Source organism: Neobacillus bataviensis, assembly GCF_019969725.1.
On the sequence record NZ_JAHXYW010000005.1, the window covers coordinates 353794 to 375975 of the forward strand.

19 protein-coding genes are annotated in these 22182 nt (G+C 40.3%); 3 read left to right on the forward strand and 16 right to left on the reverse strand.

The window, feature by feature from the left end; translation table 11 throughout:
• Positions 1-34 precede the first annotated feature (34 nt).
• The 4 genes from LC455_RS15560 to pdxR all read right to left on the reverse strand — a co-directional run bounded on the left by LC455_RS15560 (position 35) and on the right by pdxR (position 6907).
• Positions 35-1288, reverse strand: coding sequence for an exo-beta-N-acetylmuramidase NamZ family protein (locus tag LC455_RS15560; protein ID WP_223592117.1), 1254 nt, complete (start codon positions 1286-1288; stop codon positions 35-37).
• Between the two features lie 30 nt (positions 1289-1318).
• On the reverse strand, positions 1319-3403 hold the full coding sequence (locus LC455_RS15565) for a glycoside hydrolase family 3 protein (RefSeq protein ID WP_223592118.1): 2085 nt from the start codon (positions 3401-3403) through the stop codon (positions 1319-1321).
• A gap of 16 nt (positions 3404-3419) precedes the next feature.
• A complete protein-coding gene (locus tag LC455_RS15570; protein WP_223592119.1) occupies positions 3420-5105 on the reverse strand; it encodes a serine hydrolase domain-containing protein in 1686 nt (561 codons plus the stop codon).
• 374 nt (positions 5106-5479) lie between these two features.
• A complete protein-coding gene (gene pdxR, locus LC455_RS15575) occupies positions 5480-6907 on the reverse strand; it encodes a MocR-like pyridoxine biosynthesis transcription factor PdxR (RefSeq protein WP_223592121.1) in 1428 nt (475 codons plus the stop codon).
• Between the two features lie 108 nt (positions 6908-7015).
• Here pdxR and LC455_RS15580 point away from each other — a divergent pair, with 108 nt between their 5' ends.
• Positions 7016-7558 carry a pyridoxamine 5'-phosphate oxidase family protein gene (locus LC455_RS15580; RefSeq protein ID WP_223592123.1) on the forward strand — a complete coding sequence of 181 codons (543 nt, stop codon included), beginning with the start codon at positions 7016-7018 and terminating at the stop codon, positions 7556-7558.
• Between the two features lie 110 nt (positions 7559-7668).
• Here LC455_RS15580 and LC455_RS15585 read toward each other — a convergent pair whose 3' ends face one another.
• From LC455_RS15585 to LC455_RS15610, 6 genes are all read right to left on the reverse strand, one after another.
• Positions 7669-7908 (reverse strand): DUF2198 family protein, encoded by a 240-nt coding sequence (locus LC455_RS15585; RefSeq protein WP_223592124.1) that lies wholly within the window; start codon positions 7906-7908, stop codon positions 7669-7671.
• Between the two features lie 78 nt (positions 7909-7986).
• A complete protein-coding gene (gene panF / locus LC455_RS15590; protein WP_223592126.1) occupies positions 7987-9429 on the reverse strand; it encodes a sodium/pantothenate symporter in 1443 nt (480 codons plus the stop codon).
• A complete protein-coding gene (locus tag LC455_RS15595) occupies positions 9426-9689 on the reverse strand; it encodes a YhdT family protein (RefSeq protein ID WP_223592128.1) in 264 nt (87 codons plus the stop codon). The genes panF and LC455_RS15595 overlap by 4 nt, the downstream gene beginning before the upstream one ends.
• Positions 9690-9932: 243 nt before the next feature.
• Complete coding sequence (locus tag LC455_RS15600) at positions 9933-12887, reverse strand: hypothetical protein (RefSeq protein WP_223592130.1); 2955 nt, start codon at positions 12885-12887, stop codon at positions 9933-9935.
• A gap of 179 nt (positions 12888-13066) precedes the next feature.
• Positions 13067-14584, reverse strand: a complete 1518-nt coding sequence (locus LC455_RS31715; RefSeq protein WP_317851441.1) for a polysaccharide deacetylase family protein — start codon at positions 14582-14584, stop codon at positions 13067-13069.
• 217 nt (positions 14585-14801) lie between these two features.
• Entirely contained in the window at positions 14802-15734 is a 933-nt protein-coding gene (locus LC455_RS15610) for a cation diffusion facilitator family transporter (RefSeq protein ID WP_223592132.1), read from the reverse strand.
• A gap of 292 nt (positions 15735-16026) precedes the next feature.
• Here LC455_RS15610 and LC455_RS15615 point away from each other — a divergent pair, with 292 nt between their 5' ends.
• Positions 16027-16188 (forward strand): hypothetical protein, encoded by a 162-nt coding sequence (locus LC455_RS15615; RefSeq protein ID WP_223592134.1) that lies wholly within the window; start codon positions 16027-16029, stop codon positions 16186-16188.
• A 174-nt stretch (positions 16189-16362) separates the two neighbouring features.
• On the opposite strand, the gene LC455_RS15620 is transcribed toward LC455_RS15615, so the two are convergent.
• From LC455_RS15620 to LC455_RS15630, 3 genes are all read right to left on the reverse strand, one after another.
• Positions 16363-17097, reverse strand: a complete 735-nt coding sequence (locus LC455_RS15620) for an urease accessory protein UreH domain-containing protein (protein ID WP_223592136.1) — start codon at positions 17095-17097, stop codon at positions 16363-16365.
• A 73-nt stretch (positions 17098-17170) separates the two neighbouring features.
• Positions 17171-18538, reverse strand: a complete 1368-nt coding sequence (locus tag LC455_RS15625; RefSeq protein ID WP_223592137.1) for a 4Fe-4S binding protein — start codon at positions 18536-18538, stop codon at positions 17171-17173.
• Positions 18539-18540: 2 nt separating this feature from the next.
• On the reverse strand, positions 18541-18849 hold the full coding sequence (locus LC455_RS15630) for a hypothetical protein (RefSeq protein ID WP_223592138.1): 309 nt from the start codon (positions 18847-18849) through the stop codon (positions 18541-18543).
• Between the two features lie 335 nt (positions 18850-19184).
• On the opposite strand from LC455_RS15630, the gene LC455_RS15635 reads away from it, so the two are divergent.
• A complete protein-coding gene (locus tag LC455_RS15635; protein ID WP_263297811.1) occupies positions 19185-19688 on the forward strand; it encodes a YdhK family protein in 504 nt (167 codons plus the stop codon).
• A gap of 73 nt (positions 19689-19761) precedes the next feature.
• On the opposite strand, the gene LC455_RS15640 is transcribed toward LC455_RS15635, so the two are convergent.
• From LC455_RS15640 to cydS, 3 genes are all read right to left on the reverse strand, one after another.
• Positions 19762-20592, reverse strand: a complete 831-nt coding sequence (locus tag LC455_RS15640; RefSeq protein WP_223592140.1) for a hypothetical protein — start codon at positions 20590-20592, stop codon at positions 19762-19764.
• A 71-nt stretch (positions 20593-20663) separates the two neighbouring features.
• Positions 20664-21854: a chromate transporter gene (locus LC455_RS15645; RefSeq protein ID WP_223592141.1), complete on the reverse strand. Its 1191-nt coding sequence runs from the start codon at positions 21852-21854 to the stop codon at positions 20664-20666.
• A 213-nt stretch (positions 21855-22067) separates the two neighbouring features.
• Positions 22068-22169 carry a cytochrome bd oxidase small subunit CydS gene (gene cydS / locus LC455_RS32085; RefSeq protein ID WP_440446405.1) on the reverse strand — a complete coding sequence of 34 codons (102 nt, stop codon included), beginning with the start codon at positions 22167-22169 and terminating at the stop codon, positions 22068-22070.
• Between the last annotated feature and the right edge of the window lie 13 nt (positions 22170-22182).

Sequence of the window (22182 nt, forward strand, 5' to 3'; positions counted from 1 at the left end):
AGCCAATCCAAAAGGGTTGGCTTTCTCCACTTATTTAATAAAGCAAATATTTCTCACGTACGTCCATAAATTTTTCCAAGGATGGCTGCCATTCTGCTTTCATTTCTTCTATTGATTTGCCTGCTTCGATGCCCGCTCGGATGGAGCCATTCCCAGTAAGGTTATCGAAGAAGGAGATTCCGTTGCTTCCTGGTGTTCTAAACTGAAAGTCGTTTGGATACATATCATGGATGGTTTTGACAATATATAATCCTGTTTCAAACGGCTTATAGGAATTGCGGTCGGTCACGTGAATCTGAATTCCATTACTTAGTTTATTGACAAACTTCGAGGTTGAAGGCGTAAAGGAAGCTGCACGGAATGCGACCCCTGGCAAATGATACGAATTTAGCTTTGCTGCCAGGTCATCGCTATTAATAAATGGTGCGCCAATTAATTCAAATGGCCGTGTCGTACCGCGGCCCTCGGAAATATTTGTTCCTTCAATCAGGCAGGCACCCGGATAAACTAAAGCAGTATCCAAAGTTGGCATATTAGGTGATGGCATCACGAAATCTAATGGTGTTTCATCATAATACATGTTCCGTTTCCAGCCATCCATTTTCACAACCGTTAAATCGGCGCCGATCCCGAATTCCTTGTTAAATAACTGAGCCAATTCCCCTACCGTCATCCCATGTCGAACTGGAATGGCATATTCCCCTACAAAAGAAGAGTATTTATCTTCAAGAACCGGCCCTTCTACTTTTGTCCCACTGAGTGGATTCGGACGGTCTAAAACAATAATAGGGATATTGTTCTCCTTAGCCGCTTCCATCGCTAAGGCCATTGTGTAAATATAGGTGTAATAACGCGTCCCAACATCCTGGATATCAAATAATAATACATCGACATTGCTCAGCATTTCTGGTGTGGGCTTTTTTGTATTTCCATACAAGCTGTAAACCGGAACCCCCGTTTTTTCATCAATATAGGACTCAACATACTGTCCTGCCTGTGCGCTGCCCCGGACACCATGCTCCGGACCATATAAAGCAGTCAGATTGACATTCGGGTTGTTATCAAGCAAATCTACGATACTATTAAGCTTTTGGTCGACTCCGGTTGGATTGGTAATCAATCCTACCCGTTTACCTTTTATTAAATCGATTTTATCCTGTAATAGCACTTCCACACCCAAACGAAACTTTTCATTTTTCTTCTCTTTATCGTTTTTTGCAATGGCGGCCGTCACCGTCGAAAGGACCAGTATTAGAACAAGAATACTGGTAAACCATTTTTTCTTCATCCAAACCCCTCCCTTTCATTTTTTGAAAAATTAATACCCTAACCCATGGTCAAATCCGTATAATACACTTCCATCGTGGTTGTAGATGGTAACTGGAAGTTTCCCTGTCGGCGCATTATCCCCGAAAATAGTGTCTGCTGCTGCTTCAAAACTGGCTGGTCTGAATCCATATTGAACAAGTGAAGCATCCACATTTGGATAGGACATGACGTCATATGGATTTCTGATTCCTAGAGCGATTACCGGTGCATCAGTTTCATTAATCAGCTGGTTGGTCATTAGCATTTGACCTGCACCTGGTGCCCTGCCACTAACGGAGGATGTATAGGTTCCAACAATAATAAATTTTGCATCTTTTATTTGATTAAGCTGGTCGGCGGTTAGTGTTGTAGAAGTATTGATATACGTAACATTTTCATGATGCTTTTTCACCTCGGCAAAAAGGGAATCAACATAATAGCCTGAATAGCCGACTACAGCAATCTTATCTTCCTCCGCTGCATGTAACGGAAGAACTCCATCATTTTTCAATAGCGTAATGGATTTAGCTGCGGCTTTTTTTTCGACCTGTTTATGTTCAGCAGACCCAACAACATTGATCGCATTAGCCACCTTCTCATCCAGGCTTTTTTCAGACTCTGCCTTAACAATGCCTCGATTCAATTTCAGCGTTAAAATACGCTCAACCGATTGTTCAATCCTATTCACCGGAATATCATCGGATCTTACTGAATTGTAAAGACCACTTGCTACCTCTTGGATTCCAACCGGCATTAACAGAATATCAGCGCCTGCTTTCACAGCACGAATGGCTGCATCAACCGGACCAAAATGCTCAGCAATTGCTCCCATATTCATCGCATCCGTCACAATGACACCCTTATAGCCCATATCTTCACGCATAAGGCCAGTTAATATTTTGTGAGAAAGCGTCCCTGGGACTGCAATTTCAGTGCCGTCTTTTTTCGAAATGGCTTTCGTATCGTCAATTTTCGGGAAAGTTACATGGGCAGACATAATCGCATCAATTCCGGCATCCATTGCCTGTTGGAACGGATATAGTTCTACCCTTTTCAAACGATCCATATCATGTGGAACTTCTGGCAAGCCTAAATGCGAATCCACGGCTGTATCACCATGACCAGGAAAATGCTTCGCAGTAGCTGCTATACCAGCTTCGTGCAAGCCATTAAGATAGGCTTTTCCTAATTTGGCAACAAGCTCTGGATTTTCCCCGAAGGAGCGGACTCCAATAACCGGGTTATCAGGATTAATGTTTACATCCAATACAGGTCCAAAGTTCATGTTAATGCCCTCTGCCTTCAACTCTTCACCAATGGCCTTGCCTACTTTCTCAGCCAGTTCTTCAGACCGTGCAGCTCCAAGCGCCATGTTCCCTGGAAAATCTGTCCCCGTCTGCAGGCGTGTCACTATTCCGCCTTCTTGGTCAATGGAAACCAGCATTCCATATTTCTCGGAAGCTTCCTGATAGGCATTGACAAGTTTCGTTGTCTGTTCAGCAGTTACCGTATTTTCACGGAATAATATTACACCGCCAAGATGATAGTCTTTTACCAGCTGGGCAATTTCCGGCTGCATCTCGGTTACGTTTTGGCCCTTCCAAGTACGGAAGTCCGGCATCAGCATCTGACCGACTTTTTCTTCGAGTGACATATGATTTATGGCGTTGCCAATAAGGTCATAGCGGCTTCCTTTCTCTTTATTAACAACGATGTCCTTTTGATTTCCTTTGAATTGGATTGAAATCTTGTCACTATAGTGGCCATCCTCGACAGAAATGAACGTTTTACCGTTGTGGCCGGATAAAGTAACATGGCCTTCCTGATTGACGGATGCTACGTTTTTGTTTGATGATTTCCAATGAAGATTGTTAGATGCCAGCATGAAATGGCCATCATCATATAGATGGAGCGCATTCAAATCTAGTTTGTTATCTTTGACCTCCCTGGAAACCTGTGGAACATTAAGGTCAATGATGAGATCCTGAGTGCCTGAAACAGCCTCCGCTTTTCCTGCTCCTAAAAGGGGTGCTCCGGACAAAACCAGGACCAATATCAAAAGCGAGTGAAAAAAAATCTTTGGTACTTTACGCATGCAGCTCTCCCCTTTTTTAATAGTCTCTTAAATTCCAGTCATTGTTAGTAAGTTTCAGCGCCGCTGAATTAAGTTCAGGATTCAAGACATACCAGCCTCGACCGTTTGTCGTTGAATCGGTTTTGTAAATAAAACGTACTTTTTCAGCTTCTTTTGGGACGGTCAGGGCTTTTTTCTCCCAGCCGTTGCTGGCTCCGGTAAATTCCCCTATTTTTTCCCATGAACCATCTTTAAAAACCTCTACATTTCCGAAATCCCAGCCATCCTCAATCCTGTGCCAGGTTGAGAAAGTCAGTTTTGCATCCTCTTTGAGATGGAGATCAGCCTCCATTACTCTGCTTAGTTTATCGCCATATCCCGCAAACCAAGCTGATTGGTTACCAGAAATTGAAACAGGAATGGAGTCAGCTACCTGCCTCGCAAACAATCTTCTCGTTTGATTCGTTGACACAGTATTCCTTGATGGATGTACACGGTTTGTCAATAAAATCGCAATCGTTTTATTTTTCGGACTTACGACTATCGATGTACCGGTATAGCCTGTGTGTCCAAATGAATAGGTGCCTTCTGACAGGGCGTCCATGTACCAGCCTTGACCAAGCTCCCAACCAAGCCCGTGGTCATCTCCAGGAAACGCTTCGTTTTGATTTTCAAGTAAAAGTTTAACCGTTTCTGGCTTTAGGATTCTGGCTCCGCCATATTTTCCATCATTCAAGAAAAGATGGGCCAGTTTTGCAAGGTCCTCTGCGGTTGAAAATACCCCAGCATGTCCTGCCACCCCATCAAGCGACCAGGCATTTTCATCATGAACCTCGCCCCATACGAGACCGCGATTAGGAGTCGATTGGAATTCTGTAGCCGCAATCCGATTTTTCAAGGAGGCAGGCGGATTGTACATCGTATCTTTCATGCCTAATGGATCGGTAATATTCTCCTTGACGAAAACATCTTGACGCATTCCTGACAACCTCTCTACTAATGCTCCTACGGTAATCATGTTTAGATCACTGTATTCATAAGTGGTCCCAGGCAGATTCTTAAGTGGCTGTTGAAAAACGCTCTTCAACCGTTCTTCTCTTGAATTTCCTTGAGTATATAAAGGAATCCAAGCTGTAAAACCTGATGTATGCGTCAATAGCTGGCGGATTGTAACCTGCTCTTTTCCGTTTTGACCAAATTCTGGTATGTACTTGGCAACCGGATCATCTAGCTGGAATAATCCCTTTTCATAAAGAATCATGGCGGACACAGCCGTGAAAATTTTACTAATGGACGCGAGGTCAAAAATAGTGTCTGTTTTCATTGGAATTGGTTGTTCCATTTCCGTAAACTTGCCATCAGCGTATTGAGCTGAATAACCGTAGGCAGTTTGTTTAACGATTTTTCCTCCGCGTGCCACAAAGGCAACGGCACCCGGCATGACTTTGGATGCAATCGCTTGGTTCATCACTTGATCAATTTCCTCTAGTGGTGCTGAAACCATACCGGCTCCTCTAGCCGATCCAGGATGTAAGACACTTGAATTTGGGATGACATTGGAATCCCACGAAAAAACAGGATGTGGTTTCTGAGTTGGGGAAAGACTTTCTTTTTCTTGTTTTTCAATCGTTGGAACAGGGGTAGTGTCACCACTCGCAAAAACACTGGTAGTCCCCAAAAATACAGTACAGATCGATGAGATGATAAAAGTTTTTTTCGCCATACTTCCTCCCCTTATATGTTGTTTAATTTATTATTATAAGCGCTACCATTATATCTTTAGCAATGGATACGCTTACAATTAATTATAAAAATAAACATATAGGTATAGTTGTCTATACCACTAAAGGCCTATAAACCCCTTTTTCTGAACACTTAAAGTCATCCGTTTATCTATACATCAGTTCATATTTCCTAGTATTCTCTAAAATTAGTTGGATCTGGAAGGAAAATTAGCGAAGACCCTGATCCAAAATAGTCAGGATCTCGCATTCTTTTAAATTTGAGATTTCCGGCCTCCAGAATTTGGCTGTAGCAAAATTCTTAATTTTATTATATAAATTAAAATTTCAAAAAACAATGGATTTTTTTGAATTTTTATTCCAATATACTCTGACTGTTGGAATTTAATGCTTGTATGGCTTTTCCGAGTTTCTGAACTCCTGACTTAATTTCTTCCACACTTAACCCTCCAAAGCCGAGCATAATCGGCTGATCAAAATGAGACGGTCTTTTCAGCCAAAACTTTTCCGTTAAATAAATCCTAATCCCAAATTCTTCAGCCTTCTCCACCAGTTGTATGGCGTCGAGGTCTTTTAACTCAAGTAATAAATGAAGCCCTGCTTTTTGCCCGATGACGTTTACCTTATCACCTAAATGACATTCAATTGCTTTTATCAATGCAGCCTGTTTTCCCTGATAAATTTTTCTCATTTTTCGAATATGGCGTCCAAAATGACCTTCTTTCATGAAAAGATAAAGAGCCTCTTGGATGTGCGGCGACACGGTTTGACTCAAAAAGAAAAGCTTGGAATGATAGCTTTCAACCAGCGGCTCTGGTAAAACGATGTAGGTAACTCTAGCGGCCGGCAGGAATGCCTTTGAAAAAGTCCCTAAGTAGATCACTTTTTCATTTGTATCCAATGATTTTAATGAAGGAATCGGCTGGCCTGCATAACGGAATTCACCGTCATAATCGTCCTCAATAATATAGGTTTGGTTCTTCTCAGCCCATTGCAGCAGTTTCATTCGTTTTTGAATAGGCAAAATCATGCCGATTGGAAACTGATGAGAAGGAGTCACATAAACACATTGGGCTGAGCTTTTCTCCAGTTCGGTTATATTGATTCCATCCTCTTCTAAGGAAATCGGAATGACTTCACACTTTTGGCTTTCAAAAACATACCGAACTCCATCATAACCAGGATTTTCAAGGGCTACTTTAGAGTTTTGCAGCGAGAGCAGTTGAATCAACACATTAACCGCCGTTTGGGTTCCTGCAGAAAGAATGATCTGATCCGGTGAACACCGAACCCCTCTGCCCTGATATAAATAGGAAGCAATTTCAGTTCTTAAGCCATAATGACCTTTTTTATCACCATAGGAAAATACTTCATGGCTGGGAGCATCTATGGCGGCCATCAAACATTTTTTCCAGACCTTTAATGGAAACCGTTCGAGTTCAATATCCCCATATTGAAAATCGATTAAATGATTTGTTTTACCTTCCACATGGTGGAGCTTTAATTCGTGTTGAACCTCTTGTAACATGGGGATCTCATCTAACTCCAAAACATACAAGCCGCTTTTTTCCCTGCTCTCCACATATCCTTCTGCAATAAGCTGCTGATATGCAGTATCAACGGTGTTTCGGCTAATATTTAAACTTTGAGAAAGCTCTCTGATTGAAGGGAGTTTTTTCCCTGTTAAAATCGAACCCCTTTCAATTTCCTCGCGAAAAAACTGATAGAGTTGTAAATAAATCGGAACATTAGTGTCCTTTTTTAAAAATGGAGTAATCTGCAAATGAAACTCCCTTCTGCCCCTGTAAAATTTTTAAAAACTGTCACTTTTTACAGGTACAATTTACTTTTATTATGAGTGTAACATGTTGGAAGAAAGGAAGTCAGCCATATGATACCAATGAGGCAAATGAAGTTAGAATGTACAGATCAACATAAAATAAATCGTTTTCTAGATACAGAGAAAACGGGATTTTTAGGATTGGCCGATGGGGATGCACCTTATACAATTCCACTTAACTTTGTGTGGATGGATGGTGCAATCTATTTTCATGGTGCCAGCGAAGGACGGAAGGTAAATATTATCGAAAAAAATCCAAAGGCCTGCTTTACCGTCAGCGCTGACCTCGGTACGATTTCTGATCCAGTTCCCACCAAGACGGATACGGCCTATATGAGTGTGATTATTTTTGGTGAAGCAGAGAAAGTGAATAATCTGGATGAAGCCGTTTTGGCGATGCAAAAAATGTTAGATAAATATGTTCCGGGTTATTATGATAAAGCACTATCCAGTTCACATGTGGAGAAATACCGCTCCTCTTTAGGAAGCAGGACGGCTGTTTATAAAATAAGAGCTGTGGAATTATCCGCAAAAGAAAACCCTGTTCAACTAGAAAAAATGTTTTATCAAGGGAAAACAGTTAAAGATGAATAAAACGAAAAAGTGAAAACCCTTGGAGGTTTTCACTTTTTACACTTATATTCAAAAACCCAAAATTAAATCCGTAATAGGATTAATTTTGGGTTTTTGATTCATATGGATAATTATCCTTGTTTCATTGGCTTCGGTCTCATTTTTACCGCCAGCCAGAAACCGGCTGTTAACGAAAACGCATCAATTACGATAAGTACAAATGAGTCAGTATAGCCTTTATATACAGAACCGGCAATCAATGCCACAGTTAAAACAAGTCCGATAATCCGATTGTATGTAACCCGTGTAAACAGTAAAACCAATAACCCTGGCAAAATCAAAGCCGAAAGGAATTCAATAAACGTAACCAAAGGGGCCCCCCACCTTATTCGTATCTGTTTATTAATTCTAGAAATTTATTCGTAAAATTGCAACATAAATATGAATCGTTAAAAGGATGAATGAGCTTTTGTTCCCTGCTGGGTAGCAAAGCTTACCACCACAAAGCTGATTAAGGAGAGCACAACCGGCACGACCACGGTATGAAGGCCAAAGGCATTCGGATATAATCGGTCTAATAAAATATAAGAACCCATTCCTAAAACCATTGAGGTGATTGCTCCATATTTATTGCCCTTCCTCCAATATAGCCCCAAAATGACTGGCCAAATAAACACAGACTCCAAGCCGCCAAAGGAAAATAGGTTCAGCCAAACAATTAAATCAGGAGGGGTTAACGCGAAAAAGATAACCAATATCCCAATAATGGCGGTCACACTAAAACTCACTTTTTTAATTTGCCCCTCACTTGCATGAGGCTTAATATAATTCAAATAAATATCCTTCACTATAGCAGAACTTACTAAAATCAGCAGGGCATCTACAGTCGACATAATCGCAGCCATCGGAGCCGCCAAGACAATTCCAGCGACAAAGGGCGGCAGTACTTTCATCGATAACAGCGGCATCACGGTATCGCCAATTTTTACACCTGGGATGACCGGTCTCGCAAAAACACCGATGAGATGCATGCCAAGCATAATAAAACCGACAACGATCGTTCCTATAATAATCGCACTATGCATGGCCTTGGAATTTTTATAGGACATCGCACGGACAGTGATTTGCGGAAGCCCGACAACGCCAACGCCAACCAAAATCCAAAAGGACGAAACATAAGCAGGGGTTAATTCGCGGTTAGCACCGAATGGACTAATTAAATTCGGATTTTCAGCCGCTAAATCGGAGATAATCTTTGGGATTCCCCCGCCCGCTTTGATCGTCGCAACAAGCAGAATCAAGGTTCCCATAAACATGACCACACCCTGAACGGCATCCGTTAACGCCACCGCTCGGAAGCCGCCGACAATCACAAAGAGTAGAACCGACCCTACAAAAATCAGAAGCGCATATGTATACGGAAGGCCTGTCAGAGACTCAACAAGGCGGGCCCCGCCAATCCATTGAGCCGTCATCGAGGAAAAAAGAAAAATGATAATACTTGCCGCCGAGATGAGCACAACAGCTTTACTTTTATAGCGCTCTTTCAGAAAGTCGATTAAGGTGATGGCTTTGTACTGCCTAGCTACTATGGCAAATTTCTTTCCTAAAACCATCAGAACAAAATATCCAGTGGCTAACTGGGCCATCGCCAAAAGTACCCAGCCTAACCCCTTCGTATAGGCGACCCCGGGACCGCCGATAAAACTGCTGGCACTGCCGTATGTGGCTACCATCGTCATCGCCAGGATGAACCCGCCCATTTGCCGTTCTCCTAAAAAATATTCCTCAAGAAATGAATTGGATTTAAGGACAAATTTATTGGACCAAAAGCCGACAGCAAATATAATAAATAGAAAAATAAGCAGTGGTGTGATAACAGCCCAATTCATTTCACGTCCCCCTCTTCGTCTTCAAACGGTACATCTTTAAATAAAAATTTCACCGTAAGGATGACTAGGACAATCATAACGATTGACCCTAAAATACAGCTATAAAAGAACCAGGCAGGCAAACCAAATATATACGAATACTGTTCGACTTTGGCAGAGCCAAGACCGTAACCAAAGCCATACCACCAGATAAAATTAATTACGACTAGAATCACACCGATCCATGCTTCCCTATGAGCAATTCTAAAACGCTTGTCCAACGGTATTCCTCCTCAATCATCGAGTTAAGTTATTTTTAACTAATAACGAATATTTTACCAAATATATTGAATCGGTAAAGGAAATAGCTAGAAAAACCCCATTATGTTATATCCTCGTCTTAACACCCTCTTTCAATTACTTAGAGTAATAAGAATCCATTTAAGTTCCCTTTTTTAGAAATAAAAAAACCCTATTAAAATGTTTACACTTTAGTAAACAAATTTCAATAAGGTTTTTTCATGTTATTTTATCATGGCCCCGCTTGGTCCAAGTTTATAGCCGCCGATTTTGGTGTTGTAGGCCATGGCGCCGCTACTGTAGAAGTAATACCAGGCTTTACCGATTTGTACCCAGCCGGTTTTCATCGCGCCGCCGCCATCAAAGTAATACCAGGTCTTACCAGACTGCAGCCAGCCCGTTTTCATTGCTCCGCTGCTATTGAAATAATACCAAGTCTTTCCCAGTTGCAGCCAGCCCGTTTTCATCGTTCCATTTCCATTAAAATAGTACCAGGTTGTTCCTAATTTCAACCAACCTGTTTTCATGGCTCCGCTGCCTTCAAAGTAGTACCATACATTATTAATTTTTTCCCAGCCAGTTTGCATTTCGCCTTCGTTATCGAAATAGTACTTCACTCCAGCAATGGTTTTCCAGCCTGTTACATAATCACCGATTTCAGGGTCGTAATAGTACCACTTTCCATCATATTTCTCCCAGTTAGAAGCTGTCTTGAACTTGATGACCATATCATTTGCCAGTAGTTGTCCTTCCTTGCCTGATATCGCGTCTTTTTTTATGGTGAGTGTGTAGGTAGTGCTGCCCTTTAGAATGCCCTTAGAGACATATAATACATCGCCTTCCGTCCAGCCGGCAGCAGCCACTGCTCCCTCAGGTCCAGTAATAGAAATTTTCGTATCATCGATTAGGTCAATGCTTTGATCAAACTGAAAACCAAAAAAGCTATCTAACTCTACATCTTGTACTCCATCATAGAAGTCGTCATAGTAATCAAATTCCGCAGTGTCTTCATTCCATGCGAGTGACGCTGCTTGAAGCAATTCCACTGCTTTCGCAGGTTCCGGCGTGCTTGGTGTGCCTGGATCATTCGGAGTTCCTGGGTCACTTGGCGTTCCCGGATCACTCGGTGTTCCCGGATCGCTTGGTGTTCCCGGGTCGCTCGGTGTTCCCGGATCGCTTGGCGTTCCTGGATCACTCGATGTGCCTGTTGTATTCGCTTCTATGCTTTCAATAAAATACCTGCCATTATTATCAAGACAGATAGCCGCTAATTTCCCATTTTGATAGTGAAGTTTTTGAACTTTAAGATCCGTTCTTATCGTGTTAATAAGTTGATTTGTATTAAATTGATAAACATCAATTCCGCCGCTCGTTTTTGCCGCAAAGGTTAATTGGTTTTGTAAATTAAACTCGAAATCATTGTAACTTTTACCTAGACCAACGGATAAAGACAGATCATGGAATTGATCATTGGCTAAACGAAAAACATATCCATTATTATTGTTTAAACTTAAACCATCGGGAGAGATTTTCCCAAAAGATGAGATCGGATAATCTTTACCATACTGAGCAGAGCTATAGTGATTTTTGAATACGCCATTTTCCACTTCGTATGCAACCATTTCTCTTGGGCTTAAATCCGTTGAAATCGAATAAACCCTTGAAGTTTCTGGACTGTAATAGAGATAGGACTTTTCACGAATGGTATTGTGAGATGAATTTAGAATTTCTTCTCCATTTGCTAGGGAGTATACCTTCAAATCCTGCCACTGGCCAGATCCAGGTGCAATATAAGCATAAGCGTTTTGATCAATGACAAGGTCGTAAGGATCCGTATTAATGTCTAGGATTTTCGCTACGGTAAATGTTTGTGTATCAATCTCGGCAATCGCTCCTGAAAAAGTACCAAATGTAGATGAGGTATGACTCATTTTATGCTGCGTCACATATAGCTTGTCTTTATATACCTCCAACCGCTCTGCAGGATATGGCAATGCTAGTGATTTCACTTCTCCCGTGGAAAGATTGGCCGCATAAATCGTCTTACTGCCAAGGCGCGTCATATAGACAACCGGTTTAGTGGGGTCGATTGCCGTATCATTAGGCTTAAACCAAATGTTGCTAATGGTGCCTTTTGGAACTGGAGCAACCGCCGTCCCTGATGTCGGCTGTGTATCAGCAGCAATCGTTTCAACAAAATAATTGCCGCTGCTGTCCAAATTGATGGTCACCAATTTACCATTTTGATAATGAAGCTTTTGAACATTTAGATCTTTTCTCAGCGAGTATAAAAACCTATTGGTGTCGTATTGGTAAACATCGATTCCACCCGAGGTGCTCGCTGCATAGGTGAGATCATGTTCCAGACTGAACTCAAAATCGTTATACTTTTTACCTAAAGCAAATCGGAAACCCATATCTCCAGATTTATAGGTAGTAAGGTCGTAAACCTTCCCATTGGTGTTGTACATGCTTACCCCATCAGGGGAGATTTTCAAATTGCCGCCTAATGAACTATCAGACGGAGCATCATACTGTGTTTGTATAACTCCATTAACCACTTCATAAGCCGAAAGGGATGGACTATCACCATTATAAATGGAGTAAATCTTTGAAGTCCCAGCACTATAAAAGATCTTATTCTTTTCATAGATTCGGGTATCTCCTTTTTGAAGAATCTCTTTTTTATCCTTCATCGAAAATACCCTTACGTTATCCCATTGGCCGGAGCCGGCAGAAATATAAATATAACCCTTTTCATCCACCGCAATATCATATGGATCCTGATCGATATCTAATGTATTACTGACGGTAAAACTATCAGGATCCACCTCGGCAATTGCGCCAGAATAAGGACCAAAATTATACGTATCATGGTTCATTTTGTGCTGCGTTACATAAAGCATATTATTATTAAAGTCTAATCTTTCCGCTGGATATGGCAGGTCTAGCCTTTTAATCTCACTCGTGGAAAAATTAATCGCATAGATCGTTTTGCTTCCCAGTTCTGTCGCATAAATGACAGGTTTGTTAGGATCCATAACCGTGTCATAAGGCTTAAACCCCAGGTTAATTGGCCCATTATTTTCCTCTGCCTGTACTGTTTTCCCGTGTAGGAAAGGGCCTACAGTCGAAAACAACAATAAAAAAATCAAAATATACCGGCTAAAAGTCTTCAAAAAATAATCCTCCTATACTACTAAATTAATACATTTATATTAGCATTTGGAATACAATTAAACTATTACCAAATTCTTGGATATAATAAAAAATTTACTTCAACAAAAAGGAACAAAATAAAAGAGAATTTAATACAAATAAAACACCAGCATTTCACTGGTGTTTCTTTTTAATAGAGTTATTCCTCTTGAATCCTTGCTCCGTCTTCTCCAATTTGGTACCCATCAATCACGGTGTTCGCTGCCATATGCCCGTCGTTGTAGAAGTAGTACCATTTTGCCTCGCTTTCTATCCAGCCAGTTGCCATTGATCCATCCTGGTTAAGGTAATACTTTTTCCTTTCTAACTCCAGCCATCCCGTCAGCATTGCGCCAGTCGTATCAAAGTAATACCATTTTCCTTTAACAGGAGCCCAGCCAGTTCGCATCACACCACTTGCATCGAGGTAATACCACTTTCCGTCGGATGCCAGCCAGCCGGTTTTCATCGCTCCGTTTTTATCAAAGTAATACCTTTTCCCTTTTACTGTTTGCCAGCCCGTTTTCATGGCGCCAGACGCATCGAAATAGTACCAATTTCCTCCATTCCATAACCAACCGGTTTTCATTTCACCGCTAGACAGTAAGTAATACCAGCTGCCCCCCTTACTTAACCAGCCGGTTTTCATCGCACCATTTGCGTTCAAATAGTACCAGGCTGTACCTTGCTTCAACCACCCAGTTTCCATGAGTCCGTTTCTATCGAAATAGTACCAGTCATTGCCCGCTTTTAACCAGCCCGTCCTCATAATGCCATTAGAATCTAAATAATACCAACTGCTTACCAAGTGGAGCCAGCCTGTTTTCTTGACCCCATTATCATCCAAGAAGGTCCATTTATTATTGGTATTCATCCAGCCCGCTTTAGAAGAAGCATCAGCTAACAACTCTTTAAATCGGGATAACGTGATTGAAGGGGTGATTCCCTTTCTGCCAATTTGGAACGGATCGCTCCCGATCATGGCATTCTTGAACACAGTGGTAAAGGCAAATTTATAGCCGGTCGATTGTAACATCGCGATGGTCCGCTGATTATAGGCACCAAATGGATATGCAAAATAATCTGTGTTGTTAAGCAGGGTTCTGCTAGTCTGAAAGTCTTTTAAAATAACTTGTTCGGGCTCGCTTAATAAGGCTGCTACTCCGTTTGTTGAAAAATGAAGCCCATTTGTATGACTGCCAAACTGAAAAACATCCTTCATTTGTCTTACCTCAGGCCAGCTTAAAAACTGTAAACCATCAGGATCAAAGCTAAGCGGAGTATCGGATACGCGGTTTGTAATCAAGAAAGCCGTGGCTTTAAATCCATATTTTTTTAAGACGGGATAAGCATATAAATAATTCGTTTTATGCCCATCATCAAAGGTAATGACCACTGTTTTTGCCGGAAGTTTTTTCGTACCGCGCATGTACGCATCAAATTCCGACATACTGGCAGTATAATAGCCCTGATCCTTTAAATATTTCATTTGTTCTTCAAATGCTTCCAGGCTAATAATACTAGGATTATCAGGGGAATGATTCTCGCTCTTTTTTAAAATATGATGATAAAGGAGAATTGGGGTACCGCCGCTTGAGGCATGGGCCGTTATTTCCTTAGAAACTAAAAAAGCGCTCGCCAAAATGAAAAATAGTAAAATAGTTTTTCCGAATTTCATGATATGAAACCTCTCAATATGTAATTATAAAGTAATAGTGCTTTTTCACTATATCATCACTGCCAAAAATAGTAAATTAGTAAAACACTATTCTTATATTAATATCTATTTTCACTTAAGGGATAATATGCAAAGTTGCTTGTGAATGTGAAAAGAACGAGGAAAAAGAGAAAACCACGATTCAACTTTCGATCGTGGTTTTTGACGAGCTATTATTTTAATTACAGGTCCCATGCGGACTGGGGCAGCCATTGGCTGCTTTTTCTACTTGAATGGTACTGTGTTCAATGTGGAATTCATCATGAAGGATGCGCTGTGATTGGTATAGAATTTCATCATGAACTCCATCATCGGAAATGGTGATATGACAGCTAAGGACTGGATAGCCGGACGTAATCGTCCAGATATGCAAATCATGAACCTCTTTTACAAGAGGGATCTTCCTTAGTGCCTCCTTCACCTTCTTGATATCAATTTGCTCCGGAGCGCCTTCCATTAAAATATGGAAGGAATCCTTCGTCACGCGATACCCGCTTAAAAGAATCAACGCTGCTACGATGACACTCGCAATGGGATCAGCGATGCCCCAGCCAAAAAACATAATCAGGAGAGCGGCGACGATGGCCCCGACCGAACCGAGCATATCACCAAGCACATGTAAGAAGGCGCTTCTGACATTCAGGTTTTCTTCCTTGTCGCCCTTCATTAAAATCCAGGCAGCGACAATGTTCACCACCAAACCGATAATGGAAATCATCAGCATCCCTTTACTTTGAACCTCCGGCGGAGCGAGGAAACGGCCGATCGCTTCATAAAAAATATACACGGAAATGATGATTAAGGTTAATCCGTTTAAGGCAGCGGCGATAATTTCAAAACGTTTATATCCGTAGGTTTTTTCCTGCGACCCCTGCTTTTCTCCAAGTTTTATGGCGAAAAAGCTTAATCCCAGTGCGGCAGCATCACTGAGCATATGACCAGCGTCCGACAATAGCGCCAAGCTATTTGTCACGATGCCCCCGATAACTTCGACGATCATAAAGGCCGCTATTAATAGGAAGGAACTTAATAAAGCTTTTTTGTTGCTTGTATGTGAATGGCCATGTGAGTGACCGTGTGAATGTCCATGATGATGGTGATGATGTCCCATGTTTATCCCCCCAGCTCTCATTGTAGAGTAGCTCTTTCTATTTCTAAAACGAAAAAGTTACGATTAAGGTTATTGTCTCCTTATTTTTCAATCCATACGCTATTCATTGACATTCAAATGTTCGTTTGATTATATCTTATTCAAATAGACGTTTGAATGTCAATGAATTTTTCTTTTTTTGATGGAAATGGCCTCATTTAGAAATCTTCACAATTTCAACACTTAAAATCCATTTTTTCTGCAAATTTTAGCGTTACGATGAAGCTGATAAAAGAAAGGAGTTGGAGAAAAAATGAAAAAGTTTGCGGTGGGAATTGTAAGTGCGGCTTTTATTCTTGGAGCAGGAACGGCTGTATTTGCAGCAGGAACAAACAACTCAGATAATGGTTTTAGCTTTGAAAAAATGCTCCCCTTTATGCAAAAAATGCATCCTGATCAACCAAGCAGGAATTAAAGGATATGTACAAAGCATGCCATGGTAAAGGTGCATGATGGATGACAGCAATCAAAAGGAAATGGGAAACAGTAATATGATGAGCTCCTTCTAAATCAATATGCAGCTAAAAAGGTTTGGAAAGATTTCCAAACCTTTTTAGCTGCGTATTTGTCAATAAAACTTTTTTTGCATTTATAAAGACCAATAGGTTATCGTATCAAAGATTCCTAATAGTAACATCAATATCCCAGCAAGCCTTCCAACCATGGTGCCGAACTTTCTGCTTTTCTTCATTAGAACACCATTGCCGCCAAGATACCAAATGATTGTAATAACGATTAATAGTGGAATGGCTGTCCCGAGTGCAAAGATTGGCGGAAGAATAAATCCATATGGACTGGACAGCACCAAAGGCATTAAGGTGACAAAAAATAAGACAAACATAGTTGGACAAAAAGCTAGGGAAAAACTAAATCCAAGCATAAAAGAACCTAATGGATTTTCATGTTTGTTCACTTTTGGCCCCTTGAATAAATGAAACGTTCCTTTTAATTTAATAACACCAATCATAAACAAGCCAACGACAATCAGTAATGGCCCCATCATTTTTCGCAGCCACGGAAAATAGGATACTAGATTTTGTTCTATTCCTTTACCAAGCAGCCACACTAAAATACCTAATAAGGAAAAGGCAACAATTTTACTACACGTGAACCAGAAAACATCCTTCCAAACAATTTTCTTTTGAACAGAGCGGTTCCCATATAACGTAACAGCACTAATATTTCCAGTTAACTGGCACGGGGCCAAGGAACCCACAAGTCCCAAAATAAAGGCAAAGATGATGGGCCAGGATTCCAGACTATTTGCCATATTAAAAAATGGTTCGCTTAATACTGCACTAATTTTACTTAATATGCCGTACATGTAATCACCCTATTGATTTTTACAAAAGACACCGTCAAACATCGTAACGGTGTCTTCTATAATACAATTATAATTAAACCCTGTGCATCATAGGTAGTGAAAATAAGTAGATATTCGCAACAGCCAGGGCAAACATCAATACATAATAAGGAAGCATGGCTTTAAAAGTCGTCTTTTTACTTTTTCCCATTCTATAAACTACATAACACGTACCGACCAATCCAATTGCAATCACGATATACTGAATCATTTGTACTGTTGGCGTAGAGGCAAGACTTAAACTTGCCGGATTCGAGTCGATTCCAAATAATCTAATGGAGTTGTACCATACCGCTTTGCCTTCCGTAAAGATATGAAATAGGTTATGTGCCAAGTGTCCAGCTAGGTCTAACGGAATAATGGCGTATCCGAAAAGGGTAAAGTTCTTTTTTAATGTTCCTTCCATTCCAAAAAGGGATGCCAGTTTTGCAGTTCCTAATAATAATAAAATCGGAATAGCCATCGCAATGATAAAGGCAACTGTAAAGTTAACATTATAGTTAGTCGTACGAGTAACTATTCCAATTGCATTCAAAATAGTCTGCCAAGGTTCAAGCATCGTAATATTTTGTACGAATACAATACCCATAATAACAGCTGCAAGGGAAGCATTCTCAAGCTTAGGATTTTTCAAACCCCATAACTCTTTTGTCGGAATTCTTGTTGTAATTTTAACGGAATTATTCGGACAGTTTTTCACACAGTTCCCGCAAATATTACAATCCGCACTGGACTCCATTGTCCTGGGAAACTGGAACATTGGGCATCCCTCCACACCCTCGGTTCCTTTATAGCAGGACTGTACTTTACAGGTTTTACAAATATCAGGTGTAGCTTGCACTTTTAAGGCACCGGATCGTGAATAGTTTCCGGCAAGACCGCCTAGGAAACAAAGCGTCTTACAGAAGGTTCTTCTTTCATAGAAAACAGATGTTGCAACCACCATCGTGACGAGCAGCAGCAACAGGTAACCTGAGCCGCGAGGTGACTCTACAATTCCCCAAACGTGGTCGCTGTAAGTAATCGCAATAAAGAATAAGTCGATAAGCCAAATTCCATACTTTCTTAAAAACTTAGGCATTGGACGCTTACTGCCGACAAATTTTCGGACAATATCGCTTAATTTACCGAACGGGCAAATCGCACACCAGAAGCGGCCGGCTACTAAAAATAAAATAGGGATAATCGGCCACCATAACACCCATGTCATCGTCGTACCAAAGTTTTTACTAGGATCTACCGTTCCCATTACTAATTCATATACTATTAATGAAAAAACAGAGATCACGATCCACTGGAATATTCCCGGATACCATTTGCTTTTAACAAACTTTTTTACTACCGGAATGGATAAGAGATCAAAAGGTTCCTTTTCTGGTAATCTATTTTCGGGCATTGCCATTGTTATTCCCCCTTCCTTCTAAACCATTTATTCCAAATACCGACTGCGATGAATGCTAGGTTTACTGCTCCATAAGTTCCTAACACTTTATAGTTTGGCGGTGTTTCAATGACGGGCCCATGACTATGCCCACTTTCATGGTCACTTTCGTTGTTCGTATCCATATCTTCGTGGCCGCTTCCATGATCCATACCTTCCATATTGCTTCCATTACCGTGATTCATATGAGAATGTCCTTCATCGGCAAAGGCCTTTGAATCAAATGAAAAAATAAAAGCAAATGCAAATAAAATGAGAAAAACTTTTTTCAATTTTTCCACCTCCAAAAAGTTAAATAAAGATTCAATGTTTTATAGCTTTAATTTAAAAGGTAAGTTTGCAGATTTTATGCATTTTTATTGGATAATATATGACATGCGTCCCACAAATCATATTTGTTCATACATTTGTAAAAAAATAAAAATTACCACTTCTAGGCCTTCTGCACAGATTCTGCACAAATATGTCGTACTATGAATGAATCACAAAGCTTAAGGAGGCAACAAAAGTGAAAATAAAACGAACTACCCTATCTCTTCTTACCCTGGTCCTTGCCGTATTTTTAGCAGCTTGTTCCAATGGTGATAAGGAAAACCAACATGCAAATATGAATCAGGGGAATAAATCTGAACAAGAAAAGAATTCCAGCACTATGGACCATGAAAGTATGGAGGGCATGAATCATTCTGGTTCTGGTGAAGTGCCAAAAGGTTTAAAAGGGGCCGAAAGCCCAACCTTTAAAATTGGCAGTAAGGCTATTATTAATGCGGATCATATGGAAGGGATGAACGGGGCTGAAGCAACAATTGTTGGTGCATTCGATACTACTGTGTATACAATTTCTTATAATCCAACCACGGGTGGGAAACGAGTAACAAATCACAAATGGATTATTCATGAAGAAATTAAAGACCCCAGCGACAAATCTTATAAACCAGGTGATGAGGTTATTGTAAAGGCAGATCATATGGAAGGGATGAAGGGTGCAACAGCAGTAATTGATTCAGCCGAACAAACAACAGTCTATATGGTTGATTACACGCCAACAACTGGCGGGGAAAAAGTGACTAATCATAAATGGGTAACAGAAAGTGAGCTTTCAGCAAAATAATAAAATGTAGTAAAAAATATAAATCGAAAAAAGCTCTGACACCAGAGCTTTTTTCGATTTATTTATTTTTTCATCAAGAATGTGAGTATACTTTACTGCTTGCATATCTTACGAATACAAGCGGTATGAAGAATGCTAGGAAACTAAGAATAAAATCCATAACTAAATGATCCGTTTGAATGATACCTGAAGTTTTCAAAACGAAATAATAGACAATAAACACAGCCATCATGATAAAATTCCAAAATTGTCGGGCATTCATAATACCTATCAAAGCCAGCATTAAGCTAAATACCAGCGCATTTATACTATTAATCGCTGCACTGTCTCGGTTTAAACGTTCGACCCATTCAACATGAAATGTTTTCGTTTGAAGCAGCCCATAAAGAAGGATATTTAATTGAACATAAATGGCAAAATATAATGAAAACAAAGTTCCATAGGTTAGCCATTTTCCCGGGGTATTATTTAACCTGCCCCACCACACTTTAATGACTGGAAAATAAAAAATCAGTATGGAAAATGTATACCCTATCTTCCACCAGTTAGGTTTATATACACCCCACTCTGTAAACAACAGTTCAATCCCCGCAAAAAGGCCAGCCAAAATAATGCTCCAATACCATTTACCATTACGGGCTGAATACAAAACGGCAAATGATGACAGGACCAATCCATTAACAATGGCACCAAGATGAGTATCGTACCGATTATTAACAATTCCAGAGTGATAAGTATAAGCCTTTCCCCACACATAAATCAGGTAGTCGAAAAACATCGTTACTCCAGAAACGGCAAAAAAGAGGATAAAGATTAGGGAATTTCTCGATTTGTAATAGGCAGAACCTACCGCAAAAATAGTTAATAAAAGAAGAGTAAAATAAGACCATATTCCGATACTCAAATATATTCCCCCATCGTCCTTTAGAAATATTTTCAGTATCTGAAATTCGTTTTATACCACAGTCCTTCATATTAACCTATAATCTGCAATAGTGAACCGCCTACGGCACCTGCGATAACAATTATCCAAGGCGGAACCTTCCAATAAACCAACATAGAAAACAATATAGCTGCAAAAGCAAAATCAATAGGAGATAGAATTGAACTAGTCCAAATCGGATTATAAAAGGCGGCAATTAAAATTCCAACAACGGCGGCATTTACACCCATTAAAGCTCCTTTAATTTTGGGATTACGCCTTAATGTGTTCCAAAAAGGCAAGGTGCCAAATATGAGAAGGAAGGCAGGTAAGAAAATGGCCGCTGTCGCAAGGATTCCACCTTTCCATCCATTGATAATTGTCCCTATGTAAGCAGCAAAGGTAAACAGAGGGCCCGGTACTGCTTGGGCTGCCCCGTATCCAGCAAGGAATTCTTCTTTAGATAACCAATGGGTGGGTACAAATTCTTTTTCCAGTAATGGCAGTACGACATGACCGCCTCCAAAAACTAATGAACCTGATCGATAGAAACTATCAAATAAAACAATCCAATTTGATGATGTAATTGAGCGTACAATTGGTAATATAATTAGCAAACAAAAAAACAGTGATAAACATATTAAGGCAAAACGGTGTGACAGTGGAAAATGAATTGTATTTGGCTCCTCATTATCATCGTGTTGCATATAGATAACAAAACCGGCTATTGCAGCCAATATAATAATACTTACCTGCATGAAGGCACTCTGCCATATTAACGTACTTACCAGAGCAAATAAGGCAATGGTTTTTCTATGAATATCAGGAGTTAGTTTAGAAGCCATTCCAATTATAGCCTGCGCAACGACAGCCACAGCCACGATTTTTAAACCATGGAGCCAGCCTGTGTCATTTATTTGCAAACCTTGAAGGATGATCGCAAAGAGTATTAAGGCGATCATTGAAGGCGCGGTAAATCCAATGAATGCTAATACGCCGCCTAGAACGCCGCCGCGGATAACCCCGACTCCAATCCCGACTTGACTGCTCGCCGGTCCGGGGAGGAACTGACACAAAGCCACTAAATCCGCATAGCTTTTTTCATCGAGCCATTTTTTCCGCTTAACATATTCTTCATAAAAATAACCTAAATGCGCGATGGGGCCGCCAAAGGAGGTTAAACCGAGTCTCGTTGATACCAAAAGGATTTCAAGAAGCGATTTAAAATTTTTGTTGTGGTTCACTATTTTTTTCTCCTATTTTTAGATTCGCCGATAAATTGCTTTTTTTCGCCGATAAAATTCTGTAAGAGTGCCTATTGTCAAAGCATTTACTTTGATTATATTAGAAATTAAATTAATTAAGTTAAGTAATCGTAATATTTGATTATATTTCTGGAAAAACAGCTACTTTGAAGAAAAAGAAGAACCCCCAAGGCTCTTCTTTTTCAAATCCAACTATTTTTTCACTGCATCATCTTTCCCTGCAAGCCAAAAACATGTGGCAATTGCCGCTATCACAATGATAAATGGAGCATAAAAGATAAAAAAGTCAGTCATCATTCAAAACTCT